At 54.9% G+C, this 17421-nt stretch carries 20 protein-coding genes; 10 read left to right on the plus strand and 10 right to left on the minus strand.

Going from position 1 to position 17421, the window contains the following annotated elements; all coding sequences use genetic code 11:
• Nucleotides 1-273: PhoU domain-containing protein (locus VFE46_09765; protein HZZ28274.1), on the plus strand; the 273-nt coding region annotated here is incomplete at its 5' end.
• A 37-nt stretch (nucleotides 274-310) separates the two neighbouring features.
• Here the strand turns inward: VFE46_09765 and VFE46_09770 are convergent.
• The gene (locus VFE46_09770) at nucleotides 311-610 is read right to left on the minus strand and encodes a hypothetical protein (protein ID HZZ28275.1); all 300 of its coding nucleotides are present in this window, start codon (nucleotides 608-610) and stop codon (nucleotides 311-313) included.
• Between the two features lie 165 nt (nucleotides 611-775).
• Here VFE46_09770 and VFE46_09775 point away from each other — a divergent pair, with 165 nt between their 5' ends.
• Nucleotides 776-2332 (plus strand): AMP-binding protein, encoded by a 1557-nt coding sequence (locus VFE46_09775; GenBank protein ID HZZ28276.1) that lies wholly within the window; start codon nucleotides 776-778, stop codon nucleotides 2330-2332.
• A gap of 13 nt (nucleotides 2333-2345) precedes the next feature.
• On the opposite strand, the gene rsfS is transcribed toward VFE46_09775, so the two are convergent.
• Nucleotides 2346-2834: a ribosome silencing factor gene (gene rsfS, locus VFE46_09780; GenBank protein ID HZZ28277.1), complete on the minus strand. Its 489-nt coding sequence runs from the start codon at nucleotides 2832-2834 to the stop codon at nucleotides 2346-2348.
• A 129-nt stretch (nucleotides 2835-2963) separates the two neighbouring features.
• On the opposite strand from rsfS, the gene bcp reads away from it, so the two are divergent.
• Both bcp and VFE46_09790 read left to right on the plus strand, forming a co-directional pair.
• Complete coding sequence (gene bcp / locus VFE46_09785) at nucleotides 2964-3440, plus strand: thioredoxin-dependent thiol peroxidase (protein HZZ28278.1); 477 nt, start codon at nucleotides 2964-2966, stop codon at nucleotides 3438-3440.
• 190 nt (nucleotides 3441-3630) lie between these two features.
• On the plus strand, nucleotides 3631-4482 hold the full coding sequence (locus VFE46_09790) for a hypothetical protein (GenBank protein HZZ28279.1): 852 nt from the start codon (nucleotides 3631-3633) through the stop codon (nucleotides 4480-4482).
• On the opposite strand, the gene VFE46_09795 is transcribed toward VFE46_09790, so the two are convergent.
• Both VFE46_09795 and trxA read right to left on the minus strand, forming a co-directional pair.
• Nucleotides 4479-5885 (minus strand): hypothetical protein, encoded by a 1407-nt coding sequence (locus VFE46_09795; GenBank protein ID HZZ28280.1) that lies wholly within the window; start codon nucleotides 5883-5885, stop codon nucleotides 4479-4481. The two genes, VFE46_09790 and VFE46_09795, sit on opposite strands and share 4 nt — an antisense overlap.
• Before the next feature lie 265 nt (nucleotides 5886-6150).
• Nucleotides 6151-6483: a thioredoxin gene (gene trxA / locus VFE46_09800; GenBank protein HZZ28281.1), complete on the minus strand. Its 333-nt coding sequence runs from the start codon at nucleotides 6481-6483 to the stop codon at nucleotides 6151-6153.
• 163 nt (nucleotides 6484-6646) lie between these two features.
• On the opposite strand from trxA, the gene VFE46_09805 reads away from it, so the two are divergent.
• Entirely contained in the window at nucleotides 6647-7645 is a 999-nt protein-coding gene (locus tag VFE46_09805) for an acryloyl-CoA reductase (protein HZZ28282.1), read from the plus strand.
• A gap of 2 nt (nucleotides 7646-7647) precedes the next feature.
• The gene (locus tag VFE46_09810; GenBank protein ID HZZ28283.1) at nucleotides 7648-8064 is read left to right on the plus strand and encodes an archease; all 417 of its coding nucleotides are present in this window, start codon (nucleotides 7648-7650) and stop codon (nucleotides 8062-8064) included.
• 29 nt (nucleotides 8065-8093) lie between these two features.
• Here the strand turns inward: VFE46_09810 and VFE46_09815 are convergent, their stop codons facing one another.
• Entirely contained in the window at nucleotides 8094-9086 is a 993-nt protein-coding gene (locus tag VFE46_09815; protein ID HZZ28284.1) for an aldo/keto reductase, read from the minus strand.
• Between the two features lie 889 nt (nucleotides 9087-9975).
• Between VFE46_09815 and VFE46_09820 the strand changes: the two genes are divergently transcribed.
• The 3 genes from VFE46_09820 (at nucleotide 9976) to VFE46_09830 (ending at nucleotide 12833) form a co-directional block, all read left to right on the plus strand.
• Entirely contained in the window at nucleotides 9976-10752 is a 777-nt protein-coding gene (locus tag VFE46_09820) for a DUF1559 domain-containing protein (protein ID HZZ28285.1), read from the plus strand.
• Nucleotides 10753-10809: 57 nt separating this feature from the next.
• Complete coding sequence (locus VFE46_09825; GenBank protein HZZ28286.1) at nucleotides 10810-11637, plus strand: hypothetical protein; 828 nt, start codon at nucleotides 10810-10812, stop codon at nucleotides 11635-11637.
• A 98-nt stretch (nucleotides 11638-11735) separates the two neighbouring features.
• The gene (locus tag VFE46_09830) at nucleotides 11736-12833 is read left to right on the plus strand and encodes a dockerin type I repeat-containing protein (GenBank protein HZZ28287.1); all 1098 of its coding nucleotides are present in this window, start codon (nucleotides 11736-11738) and stop codon (nucleotides 12831-12833) included.
• A gap of 51 nt (nucleotides 12834-12884) precedes the next feature.
• Here the strand turns inward: VFE46_09830 and VFE46_09835 are convergent, their stop codons facing one another.
• Nucleotides 12885-13037 carry a hypothetical protein gene (locus tag VFE46_09835; protein HZZ28288.1) on the minus strand — a complete coding sequence of 51 codons (153 nt, stop codon included), beginning with the start codon at nucleotides 13035-13037 and terminating at the stop codon, nucleotides 12885-12887.
• 71 nt (nucleotides 13038-13108) lie between these two features.
• Between VFE46_09835 and VFE46_09840 the strand changes: the two genes are divergently transcribed.
• Complete coding sequence (locus VFE46_09840; protein HZZ28289.1) at nucleotides 13109-14380, plus strand: glycoside hydrolase family 28 protein; 1272 nt, start codon at nucleotides 13109-13111, stop codon at nucleotides 14378-14380.
• A gap of 186 nt (nucleotides 14381-14566) precedes the next feature.
• On the opposite strand, the gene VFE46_09845 is transcribed toward VFE46_09840, so the two are convergent.
• The 4 genes from VFE46_09845 to VFE46_09860 form a co-directional block, all read right to left on the minus strand.
• On the minus strand, nucleotides 14567-14887 hold the full coding sequence (locus VFE46_09845) for a hypothetical protein (GenBank protein ID HZZ28290.1): 321 nt from the start codon (nucleotides 14885-14887) through the stop codon (nucleotides 14567-14569).
• Nucleotides 14888-14895: 8 nt separating this feature from the next.
• Complete coding sequence (locus VFE46_09850) at nucleotides 14896-15573, minus strand: HAD family phosphatase (GenBank protein HZZ28291.1); 678 nt, start codon at nucleotides 15571-15573, stop codon at nucleotides 14896-14898.
• Between the two features lie 79 nt (nucleotides 15574-15652).
• On the minus strand, nucleotides 15653-16861 hold the full coding sequence (locus VFE46_09855) for a GNAT family N-acetyltransferase (GenBank protein HZZ28292.1): 1209 nt from the start codon (nucleotides 16859-16861) through the stop codon (nucleotides 15653-15655).
• 137 nt (nucleotides 16862-16998) lie between these two features.
• A partial coding sequence (locus VFE46_09860; protein HZZ28293.1) for a CoA pyrophosphatase occupies nucleotides 16999-17421 on the minus strand: 423 nt, incomplete at its 5' end.

A 17421-nucleotide genomic window follows, 5' to 3' on the forward strand; every position in this document is an offset into this window, starting at 1 on the left:
AAGCAGAGCCTTGATGCACTCGTGAACGCCGATACCGCGTTAGCACGACAGGTTCGAGGTGAAGACGACGAGGTCGATCATGCTCGCCAGCGCATTCGGGACCAAATCATGGAAGCAATTCGAAAGCATCCCGGACGCGTGGAGTATTTGCTTAAACTCAACTCCGTTTCTAAGCATTTGGAACGACTTGCCGACATGGCCACGAATGTGGCAGAAGATGTCATTTACATGGTGGAAGGCGAAATCGTGCGCCACCAGCATTTGGAAGAGTAGTTACGCTGAATTGCATTGCTGCAGCATTATTCATTGATCACTGGTGTCGCACTTCGTTAATCATTTCATGCACGGTATTTTCGACAGCCGTTGTTGGCGACTCGCCCATCAAATGTTGCTTTTCTGCGGCCACGATATCAGCCGAAAGCGTCGGATGGCTAGCCCAGTCCGCTGCGGTGAATTTGCGAATATCAATATAGGTTTCGCTTAAGCTGGCACTGCGCTTAGGACACAGCTGTAGCCCGGAACTCGTCTCAAGAACGTGGAAATTGAACGCGCCAAATATTACAATGGCGCCGATGATGAATCCAAAGAATAGAAAAAACAAGCGGCCCATGCTGTGCCTCACTCCCTTGAATTTAGCGATTGACTTGGTCGGCAAATTCGGTGCAGAATCGTACTGACACGGGTCAAATACCGCAAGAGCGAATCTGCTTATGACGCTCTAAACTCGTTTCTTAAATCCTTGCCATTACATCGCCTCACACTGCCGCGCCAGTTTTTGCGTAATTGCCGCAAATTCGGTCGTCGTCCTAAAGTTGCAGATTCTACCGGCGCCGCCCTGACAGGCAACAGCCTTTTGCTTCGCACGCTCATTCTGCGAAGAATCCTGGCGCATAGAGTGCTAGCCCCCAATGAAGAATATGTCGGCGTATTACTGCCGCCGTCTGCTGGCAGTGTGGTTGTGAACGCTGCACTACCTCTGCTACGCCGTATTCCGGTCAATCTAAATTACACGATGTCATCCGGAACTATCAATCACTGCATTACGCAGTGCGGAATTCGGCACGTGTTAACTACTCAGCGCATACTGGAAAGATTCAAACTTGAGTTAAATGCTAAAGTTGTTTTGGTTGAGGACTTCGCCAAACAAGTCAACTTGGTGGATAAAATCAGCGCCTGGTTCCAGGCGAAATTGCCGCCAAGCATTTTGGAAAAATGGCTGGGTATTAACGATGTTTCAGGAAAAGAATTACTCACGGTCATGTTCACATCCGGATCAACGGGCGATCCGAAGGGCGTGATGCTGTCGCACAATAACGTGGCTTCGCAGATCGAAGCCATTCAAGAAGCTATCCATTTACAAGAAGATGATGTAGCCATCGGAGTACTGCCGTTTTTTCACTCCTACGGCTACACTGCAACATTGTGGACTGTGCTAACGCTAGAGCCTCAGGGTGTGTATCACTTCGATCCCCGCGACGCCCATCAAGTTGGCGAACTATGCGCCAAGCATCGGGTGACGGTATTTATGGCCACCCCGACGTTTCTACGAATTTACTTGCGGCGTGTGCAACCGGAAGAATTTCGCTCGTTAAATACAGTCTTTGGCGCGGCCGAGAAGCTACCCAAGGAACTATCTGATGCCTTTGAAGCTCGTTTTGGATGTCGCCCCTACGAAGCATACGGTTGTACGGAGTTATCACCGCTTGTCGCGGTGAATGTGCCTCCCAATCGCAACCGCGATAACAACCGTCCCACGGCGCGTGAAGGAACTGTTGGACGGCCTATTCCTGGCGTACAGGCTAAAGTAGTCCATTTAGAATCCGCCGCAGACTTACCACCGGGAGAAACGGGTATGCTGTGGGTTACTGGCCCAAATGTGATGAAGGGTTACCTCGATCGTCCCGATCTCACGGCGAAAGTAATCCGCGATGGATGGTACATCACCGGCGACTTGGCCCGAATTGACTCGGATGGATTCATCGAAATCACTGGTCGAGAAAGCCGTTTTTCAAAAATCGGCGGCGAAATGGTGCCGCATCTCAAAATCGAAGAGGCTTTGCAACGCATTCTTGGCGGAGATGACGATCATCTAATGGCCGTAGTCACTGCCGTGCCGGATTCGTTCAAAGGCGAACGATTGATTGTGATGCATGTGCCGCTCGACAAAGCACCCGACCAAATCCGCCGCGAATTGGCCACGGCTGGCCTACCAAATCTGTGGATTCCCGCCGCCGATAGCTTTTGCCAAGTGCCGGAAATACCCGTCCTGGGAACCGGCAAGCTAGACCTTCGCTCGCTTAAAGAATTGGCAATGGCGAAGTTCTGTACATAAATCTCACGAAATATCATTCCAATTGTGCAATGCGCGGCGCGGATGCCGGCTGCCAATCAATACGCTTGGCTCCGGTCCACAATTGTTCTAGGGAGTAGTACTCGCGTGCTTTTTCGTCAAATAGGTGAATCACCACGTCTCCGTAGTCTTGCAAAATCCACGTGCCCGCGGCATACCCTTCCATCCCTATCAGCTTTTCCCCATATTTCTCTGCGAGCGTATGTTCAATTTCATCGGCGACCGCATGCAGTTGTCGGCGGCTACTACCCGTGACTAGCAAGAAGAAATCAAACACAGCTGTCATTTCTCGCAAGTCGAGCAACACAATGCTTTGCCCGCGATTATCGTGGGCCACCTGAGCTGCAACTAAAGCCACCTGAAGGCTACGTTGCGGTCGTTCCTTGGCCGCGGTAAGGCTTGCTGCGGTGATCGCCAATGATTCCTCTGCAACTGCAATAGTGTGATAGTTGCCTTGTGAAAAACTCCTATGCAACAATTCCATTGTACGCACTAAAGCCGGTCAATCCAGTAGAAAATTGGGGCAAAGAGAGTAAAATCGGGCTCAATTGAAGTCAGCAGGCAAACCGCGCGATACATCCCGAATAAACGCGTTCGTCTAATGGAGATGCGTATGAGTGCTTGGATCGAGGAGAAGGAACTCGCCCCAGATTTCACACTGCCTGCTAACGACGGTACCAAAGTCAAACTTTCATCCTTAAAAGGCTCACCAGTAATTCTATATTTCTATCCGAAGGACGACACCCCTGGCTGCACGAAAGAAGCATGCTCGCTTCGTGACCGAAGCAAGGAACTTATGAAGCTCGGGGCGAAAGTTTTGGGAGTAAGTACCGACACCGTTCAAAGCCATGTGCAATTCCACGGCAAGTTCAAGCTGAATTTTCCATTGCTGGCCGACGTTAATCATAATGTGGCCGAAAGCTACGGCGCTTGGCGAGAAAAAAATATGTATGGCAAGAAGTTCATGGGCGTTCAGCGCAGCACGTTTCTGATTGATGCCGATGGTCGCATTGCCCGGGTATGGAAAGCGGTCAAGGTAGACGGCCATGATCAGCAAATCATCGACGCACTTACGGAGTTGACGTCTTAGTCACAATGGCATCGCAGGTCTTTGGGGCAGTTAATTCTAAAAATGCCCTATTTCCTGCCCAAAAGCACAATTTTGCTTTGCTTCGTGCTAACGTCCGATTATCCTAGAGATTGCTCCAGGACGGCATTCAATTTGATTGGGCGAGTGTAAAAACCAGTTAACTCAGCTGCCATTTTATGGGAGTTTTGTCATGCGTGGCTTGTTGCGGTGGGTAGTGTTCGGCGGAATTATGGGTGTGGGTGCAATCATCTCAACACTCTGGCTTCGCGCGGCAGAGCAAGGCTCTTTGGGCGCTCCGGTTGGCACGCCGATTGAGCTATTCGCCGGCATCCAAACAGGCGATCTGCAGGTCAAGCTTATCCCCAAGAATTCCGAGGAATCCACCCTCCAAATTCAAAACGTCACGAATCAACCTCTGAGCGTAAAGCTACCCGAGGCCTTCGTCGGTGTGCCGGTATTGGCACAGAACAACGGAGCGGGCGGGGGCGGAGGAGGAGGCGGTGGTCGTAGGAATGGCGGCAATCGCAATAATAATCAGAACCAATCTAATGGCGGTGGATTAGGTGGAGGCGGGGGCGGTGCTTTTAACTTAGCGCCAGAAGCTAGTGGCAAAATCAAAGTTGCCACGGTCTGCTTGGAACATGGGAAGGAAGAACCCAATTCTCACATCCCGTATGAAATTCGCCCCGTCGACAGCTTCACGGACGATGGTCGTGTGAAGGAAGTGCTAATGATGCTGGGCAATGGTACGATTGATCAAGCGGCTGCTCAGGCCGCTGCCTGGCATTTCACAAACGACATGAGTTGGGCCGATTTGGCGGCTAAAAAAGCGCACCACCTCGGCAAGCCTGACGAACCATATTTCTCTCAAGCCGATTTGCAAGCAGCCATGCAAATCGCAGCACAGGCGGAGCACTTGGCAAAAAGTTTGCCGCCGGTCTATAAATCCGGCGATAAAGCGTTCGTCTCGCCGGGGGTAAACGCTGCCGATTCGGCCGATGCTGTAGTCGGGACACCGCCTAAAACGACAGACAAGAATTAGGCCGGAGAAATCATCCGATTGGCGGGAGTATTTACCTCGTATTGCCGCAATTCGGCCTGCAGTTGACGGATTTCACGTTGCAATTCATGGCGCTGCGCTTCCCATTGCAATCGGTCCTGCTGGAGCCGCTCTTCGTGACTGCAAATTTCTGCCTCGCGCGCAGCGATTCGTGCGGCTTGTGATTCAATCTGCCGCTGCTCGTCGGCCGCCCATTGTTGCCATTGTCGCTTTTGTTCTGCCAGCAGTTCATGTTGCCGAGCAACTTTCGTGGCTAATTCTTCCGCTTCGCTCCGCTGCGCAGCTGTATCCGCCGCTTGTAGCCGGTAGTTTTCTGCCAACTGTGCTCGCAGTCGCGCCAACGAATGTGTCATGGCCGCCGGCGGCACAAGACCCGATATTTGGGCCCACAACTCCTCTGTGGCCAAGCGCAGTTCCAATGTCTCGCGCTGAACGTTAAGCAAATCACCGCGCAATTCATTGAGCGCTGCGCTGCGACGTTCCAAATGTTCGGCTCGATCAATTAATGCTTCTCGCTGCTTTCGCAATTCAATTTCTGTCCGGCGGTGCTGATCTACACATTTTGCTTGCTGTTCGTCCACACGCACCTGCATTTCGATCCGTTCTTGCTGAAGCGACCGCCGCTGTTCGTCGCACTCGATTTGACTGCGGACCAGGGTTGATTCGGCTGCTGCTACACGTTGTTCACGCGCTTGCAGCTTTTGCTCGCGCGATTCATACTGTTGCTGCCGCTGTGTAAGTTGCAGGACATATTCGTCAACATCTTCTCGCTGGCGCTGCAAATCCAAATCTCGCAGCACCAATTCATCGTGCTGCGCTGCGATCGTCCTGGTTTGCACTTGCTGTAGTTGAATCGATGTATGTGCGGTCGCGCTTTCGGTTTCCAATTGTTTGTCGAGTTCTGTCCATCGCAAACGCAATTGCTCTTCGCGCAATTCGATTTGTGCTTGCCGCTCCAGCAACTCGTTGTTTCGCTCCTGAAACCAAAGCCGAGCGTTGCGTGCGGTCGATTCTTGTTGTGCCAACCGAGCATTCAATTCCGCTTCACGCCGATTCAAATCTCGCTGCCGAGCATCCAAGTGCGCAGCTAATTCCTGCGCTTGCAACCGGAATTGCTGCACCATTTCCGGGGAAATGCCTTCCCCGGCCCAATTCGTTTCCTCCCGCGCGACAACCGTTTCCCCCACGCTGCCAAGAGGCGCATCCTCATTTGAAGCTGCCGTAAGCGGTTCGGCAAAAACGGTATCAGCCGCCGATGGATTCGGCCCATTGCCACGCGCAATTTCATGCGCCGGATCAAACCGGGTCTCGCGAACTGGGGCTGGAGCCAACCGCGAAGTCGGTTCCGCCTGGTCCGTTTGGGCTGAGCGTTCAATTTCAGGCATTCTTCGTCGGCCCAGGGTACATGGCCGCCTTTCAACTCGGCGCGATACAATTCGCGCAACCGTCAAGCTTTAACCATCCTCCTACATCGGCAGATGGCTAGCAGCGAATTGAAATAGAATTTCCACCCAGCAATCCAGCACTCTTGCTAGCGAAAAAAGTAAGGGCATCGCAGAAAAGCACGTAGCCTAGCGCGCCAGCAAATCGGAAACTTGTATGATAGCACAGCAATCAAACCGGGCAGTATTTCAGAAGTAGATTGTTCTCTCAGCCTTTGGCGGCATCAATTGCTTGTTGCAAGCGACTCTTGGGCTGCACGCCCACAAACCGATCGACCACCTGCCCGCCCTTGAAAATCATCAAGGTCGGAATGCTATTCACGCTGTAGTTCATAGCCACGTCCGGATTGTCGTCGATGTTCACTTTGCCAATTTTGAAGGTTCCCTGGTTTTCTTTGGCAAGTTCTTCCACAACCGGGGCAATCATGCGGCAAGGGCCGCACCAGGGAGCCCAAAAATCAACTAACACCGGCACCGGCGATTGGAGCACATCGCCCTGAAATGTGGCATCACTGAATTCCGTAACGTTAGCCATACTAATTTCCCCTTGATGAATGTCCGCCGGCCTGGTTGCCGCCGTGCGGATGCAGTAAGCAATCGGTTACAATTTCCTTCTGGCCGGAATTATAGATTCGGCAAAACAGGTGTCAATTGCCCATATTTTAACACATAAAAGACACACAAGACAATTGAAAAACTGGGCCATGGAAATTCCCAAATCAATGCGCTGCTTGCTCGTCACCAAGCAAAATAACGGCGCCATCGAACGCCGCGTCACCACAGTGGCAACTTCTGCTTTGCCCGCCGGCGATGTTTTGCTGCAAGTGCAGTTCTCCTCGTTGAATTTCAAAGATGCACTGGCCGCCAGCGGACATTCCGGTGTGGTCAGCCGCTTCCCGCATGTGCCAGGCATTGATGCCGCGGGTACAGTCGTCGAAAGCAGCTCGCCCAAATTTCGCACTGGCGACAAAGTCATTGCCACCAGTTTCGAACTCGGTGCGGCACGCTGGGGCGCGTATGCGGAGTTGATCCGTGTGCCGGCCGATTGGGTTGTGCCGCTCCCGGCCACGCTAACTATGAAAGAAAGCATGATCTTAGGCACTGCTGGGATTACCGCGGCTTTGTGCGTGGAAGCGATCCAGCGGCAAGGCATCGAATCAACCTCCGGCAATGTCGTCGTCACCGGCGCTAGCGGTGGCGTGGGCACGTTGGCCGTGGCCATGTTGGCGCAAGCAGGTTTCCGTGTCTCTGCGGTAACCGGAAAACCGGCGGCCGCCGATCTGCTCCGTCGCTTGGGCGCACAGGAAATTCTTTCCCGCGAGGCCGTGACCGATGCTTCCGGCCAGCCACTGCTCAAAGCCCGGTGGGCCGCAGCGGTCGACACGGTCGGCGGCACGGTGCTGTCCACGCTGCTCCGCACCACGAACGAACGAGGTTGCGTGACGGCCTGCGGATTGGTCGGCGGCGTGGATCTGCCAATCACGGTGTATCCCTTCATCTTGCGCGGCGTGGTTTTAGCCGGCATCGATTCCGCTTCGTATCCGGCCGACAAACGACCCGCTCTCTGGGCGAAATTAGCCGGCCCGCTCAAGCCTGCACTGTTGAACGATCTGGCGGTCGAAGTGCCGCTGGCTGGTTTGGAGTCGAAAATCGAAGATATACTGGCTGGCCGCGTCGTAGGCCGCATCGTCGTGAAAATTTGAGCATGTACGAAGTTTTTGCACATACCGCCGATATTGGTCTGCGCGCTCGTGCCGCGACGCTAGAAGAGTTGTTCTGCGAGTCAGCCACGGGCTTGTTCGCGCTCATCGTTTCTAATCTCGACGAAGTGCAGGCCCGGGAAGAAGTACAGTTCACCCTGACAGGCCGGGCCGCGCAGTACGATTTCCTGCTGTTCGATTGGCTCAACGAACTGCTGTACACGTTCGACTCGCGGCGGCTGGTGCTTTCCAAGTTCTCTGTGCAACTTTCGTCCGCCGGTCTGCAGGCCACAGCCTGGGGGGAACCGCTTGATCCGGCGCGGCACCAACTGGAGCACGAGGTCAAAGCCATCACTTACCACGGGCTGAAAGTTGTGTCCGAGGGAAGCAGTTGGCTGGCTGAAGTGATCGTCGATATTTGAAACACATGCGTGAAATATCGGTTGTTCCGTTACCGGCGAAGGATGTTGTCAATTGTCGAAAGTTCCTGGTCGGTGAAATTGAGATGATCGAGTGCCGCGACCGCCGCTTCGATGTGCTCCACTCGGCTGGCGCCAATCACGGCCGAAGTCATCGCCGGGTCACGCAGCACCCACGCTAGCGCCAGCTGTGCCAATGTTTGGCCGCGCTTTTGGGCGATGTCGTTCAATGCCCGACCCTTCGATAACTTTTCGTCCGTCAGGTGCTCGGGCTTCAAAAAGCCGTGCGGCTTGCTGGCTCGCGAACCCGCGGGAATGCCGCCCAAATACTTATCGCTCAACAATCCCTGCGCCAGCGGCGAAAAGGCGATGCAGCCCACCCCTTCGGCCGCCAGCAAATCTAACAGTTCATCTTCCACCCACCGCTCAAACATGTTGTACTTTGGTTGGTGAATGATGCACGGCGTGCCCAGCGAACTCAAAATTTTCAAAGCCTCGCGCATCTCGGTCGGCTTGTAATTCGATACTCCCACGTATAGCGCCCGGCCGCTGCGAACAATGTGATCCAGCGCTCCCATCGTCTCCTCCAGCGGTGTGCTTGGGTCGGGCCGGTGATGATAGAAAATGTCGACATACGGCAGCCCCAGCCGCTTCAAGCTTTGATCCAAACTGGAAATCAAATACTTCCGCGTGCCCCAATCGCCGTACGGCCCGGGCCACATCGTGTACCCGGCCTTCGTGGAAATGATGATCTCATCTCGGTGCGCCCTCAACTCGCTGTTCAGTATTTTCCCAAAGTTACTTTCCGCCGAGCCGGGGGGCGGCCCGTAATTGTTCGCCAAATCGAAATGCGTAATGCCCAAATCAAACGCCCGTAACAGCGCCTTCCGGGCGTTGTCAAAGTCGTCCACACCGCCAAAGTTGTGCCACAATCCCAGCGACACCGCGGGCAGCTTCAGCCCGCTGCGTCCGCAGCGGTTGTAGCGCATGCTTGAGTAACGAGATTCGGCGGGTTGGTAACTCATATTTTTGCGTTGATGGATGATTTCAGATGAAAGATTTCAGGTGAATAATTTCAAGGGAAGCTGTGGGTTCAAATGACTCGAGTCAAACTGACCTACTGTCGGTGTTGTTGGGCGCAGCATACCAAATGAGTGGCCCAATTTTCGCGAAAAATCTGGCCGCCGCAGCGAGTTTTTCGGTCGTGGCCAGCTTAATGCTTTTTGCTCGGGTGGGTATTGCGTCTCTACATTCTGGCAGAACTATTGACTTTGACTCCTTCCGCCGGGTATCCTAATTGCAACTGCTTTGCATGATGCGTTAGGCAAATATCCGGAGTCGCCCGTACATGCTTCGTCGATTACCAGCATACCTGAGTCTGCTTTGCTATTCGGCAATTGTCCTTTGTGGGCAAGGTCTGCATGAGTTTCTCGATGACGATTGTGATCATGCAGAGCAGCCCAACCTCGTAGCGGTTGCGAGCCAACCGAGCACTTCGGCAAGCGAATCGGGCGACAGCGAATCGGGTGGCAGCGTATCGATTGGTCCCCCGCACGGACACGTTCACGATTGCGACAATTGTCCTATCTGCCAATTTCAGGCAATGGGACAGCACTTTATTGCTCCGCCACCAACTGCTGTCGGATTGGTGAAGTGCGAAATTCTGTCTGACAACTCGATTGAGTCTGTCGATTGCCCGACTCTCTACTCGTCGGCACAACCCAGGGCACCGCCGCTGGTTTAGCGGCTTCTTTATCGGGACGGCATCTACGGTTTGCTGGGCATTGGCGTAGTCGAGGCTGTGCCTCCGTGGCTTTGTCGTCCTTCATGCTCGGATTGTGATCGTCTGGTCTGCTTCTGCCTATTCACGGGTGAATACGGATAGCAGATGAACTCTCATTGGAGGACGCAATGATGAATGCGCAACTTCCTGCGCGTGGTTCTGCGCGGCTGGGCTTCACGCTGGTCGAATTGTTGGTGGTGATTGCCATCATCGGCATCTTGATTGCGCTGTTGCTGCCGGCCGTGCAGTCTACCCGTGAGGCCGCCCGAAGGGCGCAATGTTCCAGCAACATGCGGCAGGTGGGCTTGGCCATGCGCCAATTTTGCGATGTGCATCACGGCCAGTGGCCTTTGGAAACCGGCTCGGCAGGGGTCAATTCCGACCCCACGACGGGCTTGTACACGAACTGCTGGATTTACACGATCACGCCGTTCATGGAGGACGTGGATGCTATCCGCATTTGTCCAGACGATCCCAACGGAGATGCCCGCCGCGCCGCAAAGATGACCAGCTACGTGCTAAACGATTACCTGTCGACCGAGGCGCCGCCAGGGCAGCAATTCCTGAACGCCTGGAAGCTGAAGGCGAGCTCGAAGACGATTGTGATGTTCGAAGCCTCGAACGCCAATGCGGTCGATCTGACGAAGGATCACATCGATTGCTACAAGTGGCTCCTCAAGTCGACGATTTTGCAAGGACAAGTTTGGGACAAGATCACTGGCGATGTGCAGGTGGATCGGCACGGCGGCATGAATTATTTGCCGCTCAATAATAACGATCCGCGGCGCATCGGCGGCGGCGGAGCGAACTATCTGTATGCCGATGGCCATGTGGATTTTGTGAGCGAAGTTCAGGTTTTCACCTGGGCCAATTCGCTCTTTAACTTCGCCATCCCCCCGGACAATTGAACGAGGCAATCGCTTATTTTCATTCCGAGTTGAACAACATGCTTGAAAGGAACTCCTATGCGACGGTCCGTAATTTTGTTTTTTGCGATATTGGTTTGCGTTTTGAGTGGGAAGGTGTTGCCAGCGGCGCGTGCCGATTTTGATGTTTCGCCACGCGTAGAAGGCGGCGCGATTGTCACCTATGGCTACGACGACGAAGCGCCGCCAGCCGATGCGTTAACGCCGATCCCACCCCGGGTGTTCGAATTCGACATGGACGATCCGGGTCCGAACATCACCAGCGACCCAGGCTTCCATGCGCTGGCCGTTGGCAGTGGATTCACGCCCAGCGGCTTGCCCAATGGAAGCTGGCTGAGCTTTGACGTACTCAGCAACTTGCAGTATTGGAACGGCTCGTCGTTTGTCGCAGCGGACCCGGGGAACACGTTGTTTTTGCAACTTGGCGGCAGTTTTGTGAGCGTAACATCAGCCACGGGGACTCAACCTGGATTTTTAATTGGCCAGGTGGGGGGCACCTTCACGCCGCCGGACACATTTTCTGCGGGCGACGAAGGACTGCACGTGCATTTGCAGTCTTCCATCGTTTTTGGACCTATGGACACCGGCCTGCCAAACCCCGCCGGCATTTACATGTTCGAAATGGATTTAAAGTTGTTGAATTCCGACGGCGTTACGCCGTACGCGGGCATCAGCAATTCGCTGCCGTTTTGGGTGATCTACGATCCCGATCTGGCTGACCCCAACGATCCGGTCGATGCCGCGGTGGCTTACCAAACGGCGGCGGTTCCGGAACCTTCCGGCTGCATGTTAGCGGGCTTCGCGGGATTGATGCTGGCCGGCACGGCTGTGGGCCGCCGGCACCACGTCAATCTGCAAAGCAGTTAGAGATTCAGCGTGGCCGCCTGGCAAGGATTGCCTCGCCGGGCGGCGCACGCCTTTTTAACCGATCACACAGACGCCTTTGCTTCTGAGGAGTTTTAACCATGCGATGTTCTTTTTACTTGATGCTGGCTGCCGCAATTGTGTGTTTAGCTTGGCCGGCGCCTGCGCGCGCAGTGTACGATGTTTCGCCCCGGCTCATTGATTTTCCCACGGGAGATCGATTGGCAACTTACGGCTATGACGATGCCGGCGACACCGGTGGCGGCAATCCGATTTACTTGACAACCAATCCCAACCGCGTGTTTTCCTATTTCTTCGGCGATTTCAGCGATCCGTACTTTGACGAAGATCCTGGCACGCACGCATTGGCCACCACCAGCGGATATACTCCCAGCAATCTGCCAACGGGGAGCTGGATGTCGTTTGATGTAATGAGCGACTTGCAATACTGGAGCGGCAACGGTCCTGTTTCGTTCGGCAACGTGCCCGCCGGCGAAACGCTACAGATGTACTTGCCCGGTTCGCTGCCGGGGCAAAAACTGGGTTCGGTTACGATTGGAACCGGCGCCGGATTTCAAGCGGGCTTTCCCATTCAGAATATCGATGCCAACGGCGGCATGCACAAGCACATGTGGACGGAACTGCAAGCAGGCACAAATTCTACACCTGCCGACGGCATTTATCTGTTTGAGATGCGCGACAAATTATTGGAATCGGACGAACAAACGCCGTATCCGGGCGTGGCGCCATCGTTGCCGTTTTTTGTGCTGTTTGACAACAACGAAAGCCTGGCGACATTTCAGGAGGCCCAAAATTGGGTGACGGCCAATTTGGTTCCGTTCGGCGATTTCAATCGCGATGGGAAAGTCGACGCCGCGGATATTCCGGTGATGGAAAGCGCTCTGACAAACTTGGGGGCTTATCAGTCAGCCAACCATTTAACCACTTTCGAACTGCTGGCCTTCGGCGACATCAACAGCGATGGTAAAATTACGAATGCCGACATGCAGGCTTTGCTGGATTTATTCAATACCGGTCAAGCGATCGCGCTGATACCGGAGCCGGCTTCGCTGGTCCTCTTGGCAGTCGGAGGCATAATTCTTGGTCTAAGCCATCCTCGATTCAAACTGACCCGCTGCCTAGTTTTCCACGAAATTTTTTTGCCGCCCGATTCGACATCGCAGGCGGATTTCAACTAAAATCGAAGCTGTTGTAACGGCCATTCTCGGGGAGGGACTTTGTGACACGCTTCATTTGCCGGCAGCGGTGCTTTTGCCTTGCGGCCCGCGGTTGCTGCGCGCTGGCGATTTTCGCTGCCGCCGTTCAAACTGTCGCCCTTCAAACAGCCATCCTGCAAACAGTCGCCGTTCAAACGGCACTTGCTGCGGACGATGCGGAATCAACGCAGCCTGGTAGGCAGTCAACCCCGCCCGGTTCAGAATCAACTCAACCCAATTCGCAATCCACGCAGCCCGTGCCGCCTGCCACCGCCGACAAGTGGCCGGTCAACGTGAATCCGGCCCTGCCCAACATTCCCGATCGCACGTTTAATCTGCAAGATTTTGGCGCCGTTGGCGACGGAAAAACGTGGAACACCAAAACATTTGAAGACGCTATCGCCAAAGTGAAAGAATCCGGCGGCGGCCGCTTGGTGGTGCCCAAAGGGGTTTATCGCACCATGCCGTTCACGCTGTGCAGCCAGTTAGATTTGCACCTCGAAGAAGATGCGGTCATCCAAGCGCCCGACACCTTTGCCGATTACGACATTCCCGAGCCTGAAACGCTGACCAGCCAGGCGGAAGTGCGGGAAAAAGTGAAAGTGCCGCCGCCGCTCATCTCCGGGAAAGATTTGCACGACGTGGCGCTGACCGGCACGGGCGTCATCGACGGATCGGGAGCCATTTGGTGGGCCTGGACCGAACGGGCCACGCGAACTCAGCCGGGCCGCCTGGTTTATCCGCGGCCCAAATTGATTTCGATCAACGGCTGCGAGCGGCTGCACGTGGCTGGCATTACCATTCGCAACTCGCCGAATTTTCATCTCGTGCCTATCAAAGTGACCGATTTGCTGATCGAGAACGTGAAAGTGCAATCGCCGGCCACGGCACAAAACACCGACGCCATCGATCCTTCCAATTGCAGCAACGTGCTCATTCGGAATTGCGAAATTGACGTGGGAGACGACAACATTGTCATCAAAAGCGGCGGGCATGATATTTTGATTGAAGATTGCCGCATTTTGCACGGACATGGCATTTCCATCGGCAGTGGCACGACCGACGGCGTTCGCAACATGCTGGTGCGCCGCTGCACGATGGAGCACACCGACAACGGCATTCGTATTAAATCGATGCGCGGAGCGGGTGGACCGGTGGAGCACATTCGTTACGAAGACATTGACATGAAAGACGTGCACTACGCCTTCGTGTTCGACCTGTTGTACATGGACGACAACCGGCCGAACTTCCGCGGCGAGAAGAACAAAATTCCCAGCCTGCACGATATCGAAGTCTGCAACGTGAATGTCGAAAGCGCCCAAGACGCAGGCCGCATTTGGGGACTGCCGGAAAGCCCCATCCGCGGCATCACTTTCCGCAACGTGCAAATTACAGCCAAGACCGATTTCACGCAGAAAGACGCCCAGGACATTGTGTTTGAGAATGTAACCCGGCACATTAAAACCGCCGACAGAAACGCTCACGAATCGAGCGACGATCAACCGGCCACGACACAGCCCGCCAAGTAAGTCGGCCTAAAATCCACACCGCTCACGTTTTGCAAGACTGATCGGGTATGATGGGGGGGGATGGATACAAAAACCTGGATAGGATTGAGCGTGGTTCTCCTGCTCATCGGGCTGTACCCGCTGCTGGCCATTGTGTTTGATTGGCCCATGAAATGGCGCAGTGTACGTACCGGAAGGGAAACATACTCAATGTCTGTAGCGGGCAAGCTTGCGGCCACAGTGCTTCCACTTATCATTGTTTTCTGGGGAATTGCGAGCACTGGCAAGGTTTGGCCGATTGGCTATGTGATTGGCATTTCGCTGACAATCTTTGCCGCTGTCGCAATAGCGCACGACGTGCATCAGCAGACTTAACAGCGCCCCATCGTCTGCATCTTCTTGAATCGGGGCAGTCTCGATATCAAACGAGACATCCGTGCTGAAACGAATCGGATCGGTCCCATCAACGACTGAAACCGTTTGGACGACGCAATCATTACAAAGGTCGTCTGCATTGGCTTCCGCCATAACGATCGTTACTGTTGGGACGGTGAGATCTGCAGGGCCGTGTAAATTCGCGGATCGGTCAGCGAATCGGCAATCAATGCGGCGCCGGTAAAATCGTGCTGAGCACTGGGGCCGTTGGGTACCGCGACGGCAAACGCGCCAGCGGCGACGGCAGCGCGGCAACCGTTTTGGCTGTCTTCAAACACCATCATCTCCGCCGGCGGAATGCCGAATTGCTGCGCTGCTTGCAAATAAATTTCCGGATGGGGCTTGCCGTGCGTGACGTTTTCGCACGTCAAAACGAACGCAAAGCGCGGCTCCAATTGAAATCGGCCTAAAATGTTGCGGGTGAACTTCCGCCCGCTGCTGGTGGCGATGGCTTTGGGTATGCCGGCCGTTTCCAGCGCCGCCAGCAATGCTTTGGCGCCGGGCATGAATTCCAGCCGCTCGTCCAGAATTTCTGCAAACACAACTTCGGTTTCGGCCAACAAAATCTCGACCGTGGCATCCAGTGCGTGCCAATCGATCATCAACTGCAAAGCCACCGGCTGCGGACGACCCATAATTTGCTGCAGGAGCTCCGGCGGAAAATCCTTCCCACGCCGCCCCAGCAATTCCACACCCACAAAGTTGTACAGTTCTTCCGTGTTGAACAGCAGGCCGTCCAAATCGAACACGACGGCTTGAAATCGTTGGCTAGAAGGCATTGCGGGCCAGTGTCACCAAGGTTCTACAGCGAAGCAAACACGGGCGGCTCGCCGGCGGCAAAGTTACGACCGAGCTATGCTAAACTTCGGCCGCGACCGCCGGCAAGGGTCCAGTGGCATCTACCGCAGCGGGCTTCGATTTGATTTCGACAATTTTTAACTGTCTTTCGCTCTGCTTGCGGCGCTGAATTTTCCGCACCGGTTGGATCACGTGACGATACGCGCCCAGCAGGGCTTTTCCCGAGGCTTTTCCCGTTTCGATCATTAACCGGCTGATGGGGTACGTGTTGGTCGCCCAGCGGGCCGTGGCATCGGACAAGGGCCCCAGAAAATCGACGGTCCAGCGGTCAGCCCGCGAAAAAAAGTCTTTCAGCAGCAAATATCGCAGCAATTGGCCGGGAGAAAATTGTGCGAACTCGTCATCGAAGCCGACCTTGGGCGTGTAGTACACGCCATGCACCGCCCAACCATATTCAAAGGCGATGGCTTTGCCTTGATAGCGCAAAAAGGCCAATTCCAAAGAGCCCCATTGTGCTAAGCGGGCAGCCTGACGCAGATAGAAGCTGCGCATCGCCGGATTGGCCAGCACAGAGCTGCCTTCCTGGCCTTTCCAACTCCGGTGTTCCACCTCGAAGCCTTCATTTAGCAACGCTTCTAGTTCCGACGACGAATGGGGCCGGCGCAAATCCAATTCCACGCCGCCGGCTTCTTCCGCCCGCCGGAAGGCCTTGCGCATGTGGCGACGATGGTTGCCGCTCCACGCCGCTTCGTAAGCATCCCAATTACGATTGAGCTTATTGACAATTTCGACCGTGCCGAAGCGGTGGCATTCCGATTCTGCATGGCCTAAGCCGGCCGCATCCAGCGCCGCTAGCAAATGTTGCCAGCGCGGCGCTTCGATAGGCACCGCGTCGAAGCGTAAGAGGGGCCACGGCAAGCGACGAATTTCCGCCGCCAATAGCGCCAGTGCGCCGGTCACATCGCAGGTTAAATCCAGCAGCAAATCGCCGGCCCAGCACCAAGTATTGCACGGCAGCGCTCCCACGTTTATCGTCCGTGCCATCCGGCGCTGCATCAGCGGCAACGCGGCCACCAATTCGCCATCTTGCTCCACCGCCAAGGCCACGCACTTTGCTTGCGGCGCGAATTGCTCCAGCCAGTCGAAAATTAAAGCGCTGCTCCCCGTGGGAAGCACGCCTTCCGTTCGCTGCCATAAATCGTCCCATTGCTCGGCGCTGGCACGCCAGGCGGAAAGCGAATCGAAGCGAACCAAATGCGGTGCGGCCATGGAGGTTCCTGAGCGGTAAAAGGGGGATATACAAACATGGCACAAGCGGGGGAAAAGTCCAAAAGTACGAAGGTGTTGCAGGGGCCGTTTTTCGGCTTCCCGCAAAATATTTTTGGCGGTTTGACTTTGAAGATTTTTCAGCCGGCCACGTAACCAGCGGCTTCTTCGGCGGCGGTTGATTCCCCGACCACGGCCAGCAATTCTGCCAAAATCATGCTGGTGGCGCCCCAAATTTTGTATTCCTGCCAGGCGAAATGCGGCGCTGTGAACCGTAAACTGCCGCGCTGCTGCACGTGCTGGCCGCGGCACGACGGGGCAAGTAAATCCGCCAGCGGAATTTGCAGCATCTCTTGCACCTCGGCCGGATTGGGCCGCAGTTGCACTTCCCCCCATACGGCAGCCACCCAGGGCGAAATTAAAAAATTGGTGCCAAATAAATACAGCGGCGACAGTTGCCCCAACAGCAAAACCCGGTTGCTGGCAATGCCCAATTCTTCTTCCAATTCCCGCACGGCCGCTTCCTCGCTGGTTTCGCCCGGCTCAATCATGCCGCCGGGAAG

This window comes from Pirellulales bacterium, from assembly GCA_035656635.1.
GTDB lineage: Bacteria > Planctomycetota > Planctomycetia > Pirellulales > JADZDJ01 > DATJYL01.